The sequence below is a fragment of the Rheinheimera sp. UJ51 genome, assembly GCF_020819615.1.
GTDB lineage: Bacteria > Pseudomonadota > Gammaproteobacteria > Enterobacterales > Alteromonadaceae > Alishewanella > Alishewanella maricola.
In genome coordinates this window covers 1-7,714 of the sequence record NZ_JAJHOG010000028.1, presented here as the reverse complement: position 1 = coordinate 7,714, position 7,714 = coordinate 1, and the positions used below count along the sequence as shown (strand labels likewise).

Genomic DNA, 7,714 nt, shown 5'->3' with positions numbered 1-7,714 from the left:
TATGCTATTGTTAACCATGCTGACCTCCGATATTGTATATTCAACAAATACAGTATGGCTCTGGTTGCGAAACTAACCCACGAATTCGGAGGTCAGCACCTCGTGGGGAGTCATTATGTCTATGTTTCTACAGGTGCAGTTTGAGTATTAAAAATTCGAATCCATTTCGCACTGGCTTTTTGATTGGAGCTGCCATAGGCTTTTTAGGGTGTTTTTTGCAGATAGATGCAGAATCAACACCTTTTGTAGAGGCGCTTCTCAATGCACTAGGGTTTGCAGTTGTATTAGGGCTATTTATAGGTTTCGGGTTTTCGGGAGCTGCAGGAAGAACACATTCTCATGCAGCACAACATACCGATGAAACAGATTATGGTAAGTATTCAAAAAAGCACCCACCAACTACAAATGTGGTTGATGATAAAAACGAAACATAACAATCGCCATCAAAAACGCGCCCTTTGGGCGCTCGACTCGCAACACGTTGCTCGCGTTTGTGGCGGGCGTTATGTGTTTTCAGAGGTATTAGTTTAATGTCAAACGTACTAAATGTGGTTCAGTCACGGAATGCTAAATCGGATTTCAAAATGCTGGTTGTTTTGGCATTTTGCTTCGTTGCCATGTCATTTTTTGCAATAGGTTTTGTATATGCTCAAGCGCCAGAAATTGGCATTTTAGTTAAGCTTCTGGCAATCATGGGTACTGTAAATGTTGCCATGGTTTTCTACGTCATCAAAAAATTCAATGCTTTATCAAACACATAACAAGGCGCATCACACGCGGCCTGCGGCCGCTGGGACGCCAACCCGCTGCGCGGCTCGTCGCCCGTGTGCTTAGCGTTATATTTTTTAAGGATAGTTAAGTGGTAAAGGTCGCCATTATTTTTCACTCAGCATCAGGTACGACAAAAAGACTTGCTGAAGCAGTAGCAGCAGGAATTAGGTCTGTCTCTGAGGTTGATGTTGTTATTACTGAAATTCTTGGTACTGATATTGTTGAGGGGCGTTTCAAAAACTCAGCCTTAATAGAACAACTCAAAAACGTCGACGCAATGGTTTTCGGCTCACCAACATTTATGGGTTGTGTATCGGCACAATTCAAAGCTTTTGCTGATGCTACAGGCGATCTTTGGGCTGAGAAAGCTTGGTCTAATAAAGTAGCTAGTGGTTTTACTATCGGCTCAAATTTAAGTGGTGATCAGTTAAACACCATTCAATACATGCAAATTTTCGCAAACCAACATGGCATGTTATGGGCGAGTTTAGATATACCAGGTAACTGTGATGCCGATGGGCGTAACAGACTTGGCGCTCAATCTGGTTTAATTGCACACTCTAAAGATGGCGAACTAAATTCAATCGATTTAGTAACAGCAAAGTATCTGGGGCAGCGTGTTGCCAATGTTGCCAAGAGATTTGCAGCATAAAAAAATATAACAATCCGCGTCATTCAGGGCCTTCGGCCCTTGCGACGCTCACAAGTTCGCGCGCATGCGCGGGGCGTTAGGCATATTATGAAAATCCACTTACTGTTAATCTTTACACTGCTAGCTTCTTTTAGTGCTTATAGTGCGCAGCCGTTATCTTGTAATGTTGGCCCTATCCATACGGAATTAGCAGCTACTAAATGGCAGGTAACATCATGTGATGATGGGCAATCATTAGTATTTGTTACTATGAAAGGCAACCCTGCAATGCCATTTATGTTTTTTATCAAACGCGATGGTGATAAGACCCAAATATCGGGCGAGGGAAATGGGTCCAAAGAATACTCTTCAAAAGCGTTTGAGGAACTTAAGTCTATGACGGTAAATCAGTTAGAGGATTTAGTTCTAGCTACAAAGTCAGTTGGTAAATATAACTAATGCCTAACAAGTTAAATCAGCGGAAAACCACTCGCTGGCTGCGCCAAAACGCTCGCGTTTTCCGCTGTTTAAAGCGTTATACATACATGGAAAAGTTGATTCATGATTAAAACAATTAGAGTAACTGAGAAAGATTACCTCAACTTCACTAATTACGCGTTTAAGCGGCTGTGCACACCACAACCTAAGGGCGGTAAAGGCTCCATCAAAAACATGATTATTTGGTGCATTTTAACGATAGCTTTTATGTTCTTATTTCAGATTGATTCAATATCATTATCTAGCTTTCATTGGCCGTCAGCATTAATAGTCGCACTTCCTTTTACAGTGTTTATTGTCGCTTACTATATGAATATGCGTAAACTCCGTCAGTCGAGTATTCCCAATCAAAATGGCTTAATGCTTGGAGAAAAAACCATAGAGTTTGGTACTGACGGAATTACAGAAATAAACCCACTTGGAAATTGTTTCTATAAATGGGAAAGCGTTGAGTCAGTGGAAGATAATAGCGGTGATCTTTATATTTTCTTAGATAAGCTTCTTGCCTTAATCATCCCTGCTGCTTCTTTTACCTCAGATATAGAAAAAGCAGAGCTCCAATCAATAGTGAAAAAGTATGTATAACAAGGCGCTATTGACGCCACTGTCGTGGCTGGGACGGCTTACGCTGCGCTCCAGCCGCCCCAAAGCTTTGCGTTAAGTAGCTAAGGAAAGTTAAGTGTATAAATCTCGATTAGTTTGGGGCGATATAATCTTTTTAATAGGGTTTGTGCCAGCATTTATGCTTCTAAATGGTTTAGGAGCAGATGATTCTCTATCGGCAGCAAGTGCAGTTGGACTTTTTATATTTGTCGTATTATTTCCCTTTATGGGGCTTGGCGGTCTAATGGCTTCTTCTGCCGTATTTAGGCTAACATCTATTGAAAAAATTAATAATTCAAACCTCAATAACTTATTTGGACGTATATTTATTGTCCTTGGTTGGTTAATTTTAATTACAATGTTGTTGGTGTTAGGTTTAGTAATCTATGGTTTTTTATTGCAATACGCAACTTAACAAGCGTTTAAACAGGGACAAATAACAGTTGGTTTTGCTCCTGCGTCGCTATTTTAACCAACTGTAATTTGCCCATTAAACACGCGTTATATGCAAGGGAACTTATGCGTAAATTTCTAGTTTTATTACTCTTAATTGCACCTTTTACCAGTGCGTCTCAAATTGATGCCTGTGACAATGCCGAAACGGCATTCATTCACTCGAAAATTGAGAATAGTCAAAACTCTATATCCTACGTGCCTTTTCAACTAGACGAAAAATTTGAGAGTCTTTGCGAGATCAAAAACATAGAAAAGATGGATGGGCTGGCCTATGTTTTATATAAAAATACTGAAACAGACTCTTATTTCATTGGGCTTTACAATGGCTTGGATGGTAGTAACCAAATGCATGGCCCCTTTGTCAAATAACTTGCATATAACAAGCAAAGCCAGCCGACGCGTACCGCGCAGCTGCTTTGGGCGTTAGGCAACCATAAAAAATGAGCGATTCAGAAAATAAAATAAAGTGTAATACTCACGGAACAACAGATTCTACTTTTCTCTGCCGGCATTTGCTTGAGGGTGAAAAGCGTGGGTTTAATCTAGGGTACGACCCAGAAAATCCGTATGATTTATACCCTGATGCTTGGTGCGATGAATGTGAAAAGGTTCTTGAAAAAGAAGGCGAGTGGAACGAAAAATCAGAAAAATTCGCAGATATAAAACTATTGTGTTCTGGGTGCTACGAAGACATCCGGGATAGAAATTGGGTTCAAGATGATGAAGTATTTCATGATCTCGTTAAATCAAGCTTTGGTTTTATCGAACCAAGACATCAAGAGTTTCTTTCAAAATATAAAGCCGGCGAGCACGAACGTTGGGATTGGTATCAAGAAACCGCAAAGTTAATATTTTCCCACGATGGCAAGCCACAAGTGGAAGCCGATATTCAATTTTCAGGTACGTATTCTACCAAATCTAATACTTGGATGTGGGCGTGGGCAAATGAGAGTTTGGATGAAAAAGTTAAGTCGTCCTCGCGAGATATTAAGGCTCTAGGAGAAGAACTTGGTTTAAAACAGCTGGTTGCTGGCCGTTATCCGGCCACCGAAGTTGACGGCTGGGAAATGACATCCGTATTAGCTAAACACCTAAACGCAATAGGAGTCTATCGCACTCCCGGTGACAATGGTTTTACCTATATGGTAATTACTAAAGCAAAGTGGATTAACAAAAGTAAAATTGCAAGGTTATTTGGAGGGTGAATGCCTAACAAAAATGTCAATATGACCTCGTTACGCTTCGCTTCACTCGGCATATTACATTGGCGTTATGTTGGTCTGGAGCGCGATTGAGACGTTTAGCAACTAAATATAAGTTTCCTGAAAATCTGCTTAAATCAGAGTATCAATATTTAAGTAAAACCGAAGTAAGGAGTTTACTCAAGAAGTTACTGGGAGCAGAAAATAGAGCCCACCCAACGGCAAAGAGTAAATGGCTAAAGCCATACTTTCTGAGGCTTAAATGGAAAAGATTAAAAGTGGTGGCACACTACGAAAAAATTGGTGGCGAAGTTAGCGTAATTGCAAAGCGTAGGCGTTTGCCATGGCATCGTGACTGGCCAGGTACGATTTTTCTTTTAAAGGCTACTAAGCGTAATGAAACATAACAATCGCCAGCACAATGCGCCTTCGGCGCTCGACTCGCAACAAGTTGCTCGCGTGTGTGGCGGGCGTTATGCCTCAAGGAGAGTTTGGTGGCTTTAACTTGGAATGATCTTACAGTCAGCTTCGAGCATCTTGATCGAACTAAATTGATCGAAGACTGGCAATGGCTTGTTGGTTCAGCGCTACCTATTCTGGTTTCATCAGTTGGCGATGCATTCCTACAGACTGAATCGGGTGAAATATTTTGGCTTTTAACTGGTAGTGCAGAAATTGAGAAGATCGCGGATTCATATGAAGAATTCCAAGGGAAGCTCCAAGACCATGAACTAGTCCATGATTGGTTTTTAATCCCTGTTGTCGCGCAGCTTAAAGAACAGGGCGTCATCCTTGAGAAAGGAAAACTCTATGGGTTCAAACAGCTGCCTGCCTTGGGCGGCAAGTACGAGCCAGATAATTTTGAGCTAACAGACATTGAGGTTCACTTTGCCATGTCGGGCCAAATGAACTTCCAAATAAAGGATTTACCTGATGGCACACAGGTTAACTTTAAAGTCACCGAGTAAAAGGCATAACAAGGCGCTGTTGTCGCCGCTAGCGCGGCTGGGACGGCTTACACTGCGCTCCAGCCGCCCCAAAGCTTTGCGTTATATTTCTTGAGAGTTCATGAGTACAACTGATTGAAGAGCATTAAAACAAGCAAAGTGCCGATAATGTTTACATTCCTATTTCAATCTGACCGGTCGGCGCGTGGTGGGTTCAGGTACGTTCATGAAAGGACAAACCCAGTAGAATGCTCAATGAAGGAAACCGATGACGGAAAAGTATTACTGCGCATAACAAAAGTAATCGCCGATAACGAAGCCGAAATTGATCATGAGCAACGCGAGTTAGAAACAGATTTGCGGAATTATGGTGGCGTGTTCGTAAGTAAGAAGTACCACTTTGTCGCGAAAGGCGACAAAGTAGAGAGAAAGAGAATTTCATTCATCGCAAAGTTATTAACTTGGATGACTCGACCAGGTGATGCAAGAAATTATGTTCTTAGGAAAATGCCCTTGTATTCAATAATTTTCACCTTGGTTTTGGTCTTTATTTTGTCAGTGGTTTATGAAATATAACAAGTTACTTAATTTCGTTCCGGCCACAAAAAGCGTGGCCTCCACGGGACTGCCTACGCTGAGCTGCGGCAGCCCATTAGTAATGCGTTGAGGCTGTAGAAAAACCTCTTTTCACGCGATCAAGTTTGTGATCAAATAGCGTTGTCTGGTTAAAAAGTGGACAACGCCTGATGCCAAAATATATCCCTTACGACTACAACCAAAATGCCATGGTTGTGATTAATTACCTTGATCAACTGCAGCCTGGCACGTTTGAACATGCCATTCATTACCTGATTGATAACAAGCTGGACTTGTCGATATTTCACTGCAAATACCAGAATGAAGATAATGGTCGCCCAGCGTATGATCCTGCGGTGCTTTTGAAAATCATTCTGTTCGCTTATTCCAAAGGCATTACCTCAAGCCGTGAAATCCAGTGGTGCTGCGAAACGAACATTATCTTTAAAGCCTTGTCGTGCGATACCGTGCCGCACTTTACGACGATAGCAGCCTTTGTCAGTGGCTCATCGGTGCAAATTGCCCAGCTTTTTGAGCAGGTGTTATTGGTTTGCCATCAACAAGGGTTGTTAGGCAATGAACTATTCGCTATCGATGGCTGCAAAATGTCTTCTAACGCTGCCAAGGAATGGTCAGGCACGTTTAAAGAGCTGAGCGCTAAAAGGGATAAACTCAAGCGGCAAATTCGCTACCATCTGGAACAGCATAAAAAGTTGGATGCGCAGGCGAACGCCGATGACGAGCGTAAAGCTAGGCACCAGCAAAGCATAGAGACACTTAATAAAGCGCATGACAAAATCGAACACTTTTTAAAGACCGCCAGTCCACGGATGGGCCAGGGCAAACAGCGCAAGGAAGTGAAAAGTAATATCACCGACAACGAATCAGCCAAAATGACCACCAGCAAAGGCACTATTCAGGGTTACAACGGTGTGGCTGCTGTGGATAAGAAGCATCAGATAATCGTGGATGCACAAGCGTTCGGAGAAGGGCAAGAGCATCACACATTGGTGCCGGTGTTAGAAAAGATAAAGCAGCGCTATAAACGGATGGGGATTAGCGAGGATATCTTTGCCGGTAATACTATCGTGACGGCCGATACCGGCTTTGCGAATGAAGCCAACAATAGCTATTTATACCAACAGAAGATAAATGGTTATGTACCGGATAACCAGTTTAGAAAGCGTGACCCGAAATTCAGCGAGCAAAAGCAGAAGTACGGCAAGCGGCACCAAGATAAGGCGGTTGGACAAAAGGTTGTTATTCCGGCCAGTGCTTTTGAATTTGACCCGATAGCGATGACCTGTGTTTGTCCTTCGGGGTTATTGCTATCAAGCCGAGGCATTAGGCCGGAACCTGACGGTCAACAACGCGCATTGTTTACCGGTAAGCTCTTGCAGTGCCGAGGTTGTGATTTAAAAGAGCAATGCATGGTACATCCTGAGTCCGCCAATCATCGAAAGGGAAGCGGTCGACAAGTATCCTTTTTACTTAAAGCTAATGCACCGCCAAATTACACTGATTGGATGAAGCAGCGGGTAGATAGCGAAGCCGGTAAACAAATCTATAGTCATAGGATGTCGGTAGTAGAGCCGGTGTTTGGCAATATTGGCACTAACAAAGGGCTAAAACGCTTTAGTTTGCGTGGTAAAACCAAAGTACAAGGCCAATGGCAGTTGTTCTGTATGGTGCATAACTTAGAGAAAGTAAGCCGATATGGCAAAGTGGGGTAAAACTAGGTGAGAAGTGGTATAAACTCCGCTAATAGTGCGCCTAGAGAAGCAAATTAACATCAGAATAAATCTTGTCTTGAAATTCTCACCAGAAACCTGCAAAGTTGATAACAAATAATAAACAGAATAGCCGAAGTGGAAATGCTGTGTTCTGAGCAGGTTTTTCTACAGGCTCGTTAGCCACACAAGGATAGTTATGAAAACAATATTAAGTTTATTAATTCTTATTTTTTCTACACAAGTCGTCAGCGACGACAATTTTCATTGGCTTACAGAATCAGGTGAAATAGCTCCTGA

General features: G+C 42.2%; 12 protein-coding genes. All 12 read left to right on the top strand.

Annotated features, from left to right (window positions below):
* The first annotated feature begins 140 nt into the window (after nt 1-140).
* The 12 genes from LMJ53_RS16910 (at nt 141) to LMJ53_RS16855 (ending at nt 7,417) form a co-directional block, all read left to right on the top strand.
* Nucleotides 141-434, top strand: coding sequence for a hypothetical protein (locus LMJ53_RS16910; RefSeq protein WP_229588568.1), 294 nt, complete (start codon nt 141-143; stop codon nt 432-434).
* A 96-nt stretch (nt 435-530) separates the two neighbouring features.
* On the top strand, nt 531-761 hold the full coding sequence (locus LMJ53_RS16905) for a hypothetical protein (protein ID WP_229588566.1): 231 nt from the start codon (nt 531-533) through the stop codon (nt 759-761).
* 98 nt (nt 762-859) lie between these two features.
* Nucleotides 860-1,423 carry a flavodoxin family protein gene (locus LMJ53_RS16900; protein WP_229588564.1) on the top strand — a complete coding sequence of 188 codons (564 nt, stop codon included), beginning with the start codon at nt 860-862 and terminating at the stop codon, nt 1,421-1,423.
* Between the two features lie 87 nt (nt 1,424-1,510).
* Nucleotides 1,511-1,861, top strand: coding sequence for a hypothetical protein (locus LMJ53_RS16895; protein ID WP_229588562.1), 351 nt, complete (start codon nt 1,511-1,513; stop codon nt 1,859-1,861).
* 102 nt (nt 1,862-1,963) lie between these two features.
* Complete coding sequence (locus tag LMJ53_RS16890) at nt 1,964-2,485, top strand: YcxB family protein (protein ID WP_229588560.1); 522 nt, start codon at nt 1,964-1,966, stop codon at nt 2,483-2,485.
* 94 nt (nt 2,486-2,579) lie between these two features.
* Entirely contained in the window at nt 2,580-2,918 is a 339-nt protein-coding gene (locus tag LMJ53_RS16885) for a hypothetical protein (protein WP_226752480.1), read from the top strand.
* Nucleotides 2,919-3,022: 104 nt separating this feature from the next.
* Nucleotides 3,023-3,328, top strand: coding sequence for a hypothetical protein (locus tag LMJ53_RS16880; RefSeq protein WP_229588558.1), 306 nt, complete (start codon nt 3,023-3,025; stop codon nt 3,326-3,328).
* Between the two features lie 71 nt (nt 3,329-3,399).
* On the top strand, nt 3,400-4,164 hold the full coding sequence (locus LMJ53_RS16875) for a DUF6882 domain-containing protein (protein WP_229588556.1): 765 nt from the start codon (nt 3,400-3,402) through the stop codon (nt 4,162-4,164).
* A gap of 86 nt (nt 4,165-4,250) precedes the next feature.
* Nucleotides 4,251-4,568, top strand: a complete 318-nt coding sequence (locus tag LMJ53_RS16870) for a hypothetical protein (protein WP_229588554.1) — start codon at nt 4,251-4,253, stop codon at nt 4,566-4,568.
* An 87-nt stretch (nt 4,569-4,655) separates the two neighbouring features.
* On the top strand, nt 4,656-5,129 hold the full coding sequence (locus tag LMJ53_RS16865) for a T6SS immunity protein Tdi1 domain-containing protein (RefSeq protein ID WP_229588552.1): 474 nt from the start codon (nt 4,656-4,658) through the stop codon (nt 5,127-5,129).
* A 234-nt stretch (nt 5,130-5,363) separates the two neighbouring features.
* The gene (locus LMJ53_RS16860; RefSeq protein ID WP_229588550.1) at nt 5,364-5,684 is read left to right on the top strand and encodes a hypothetical protein; all 321 of its coding nucleotides are present in this window, start codon (nt 5,364-5,366) and stop codon (nt 5,682-5,684) included.
* A 170-nt stretch (nt 5,685-5,854) separates the two neighbouring features.
* Nucleotides 5,855-7,417, top strand: a complete 1,563-nt coding sequence (locus LMJ53_RS16855; RefSeq protein WP_229588548.1) for a transposase — start codon at nt 5,855-5,857, stop codon at nt 7,415-7,417.
* Nucleotides 7,418-7,714: the final 297 nt, after the last annotated feature.

Bases quoted from the DNA above. Each gene is read 5' to 3' on its own strand.
- LMJ53_RS16855 (WP_229588548.1), top strand. From the start codon at position 5,855: ATGCCAAAATATATCCCTTACGACTACAACCAAAATGCCATGGTTGTG.
- LMJ53_RS16895 (WP_229588562.1), top strand. From the start codon at position 1,511: ATGAAAATCCACTTACTGTTAATCTTTACACTGCTAGCTTCTTTTAGT.
- LMJ53_RS16905 (WP_229588566.1), top strand. From the start codon at position 531: ATGTCAAACGTACTAAATGTGGTTCAGTCACGGAATGCTAAATCGGAT.
- LMJ53_RS16875 (WP_229588556.1), top strand. From the start codon at position 3,400: ATGAGCGATTCAGAAAATAAAATAAAGTGTAATACTCACGGAACAACA.
- LMJ53_RS16860 (WP_229588550.1), top strand. From the start codon at position 5,364: ATGAAGGAAACCGATGACGGAAAAGTATTACTGCGCATAACAAAAGTA.
- LMJ53_RS16890 (WP_229588560.1), top strand. From the start codon at position 1,964: ATGATTAAAACAATTAGAGTAACTGAGAAAGATTACCTCAACTTCACT.
- LMJ53_RS16880 (WP_229588558.1), top strand. From the start codon at position 3,023: ATGCGTAAATTTCTAGTTTTATTACTCTTAATTGCACCTTTTACCAGT.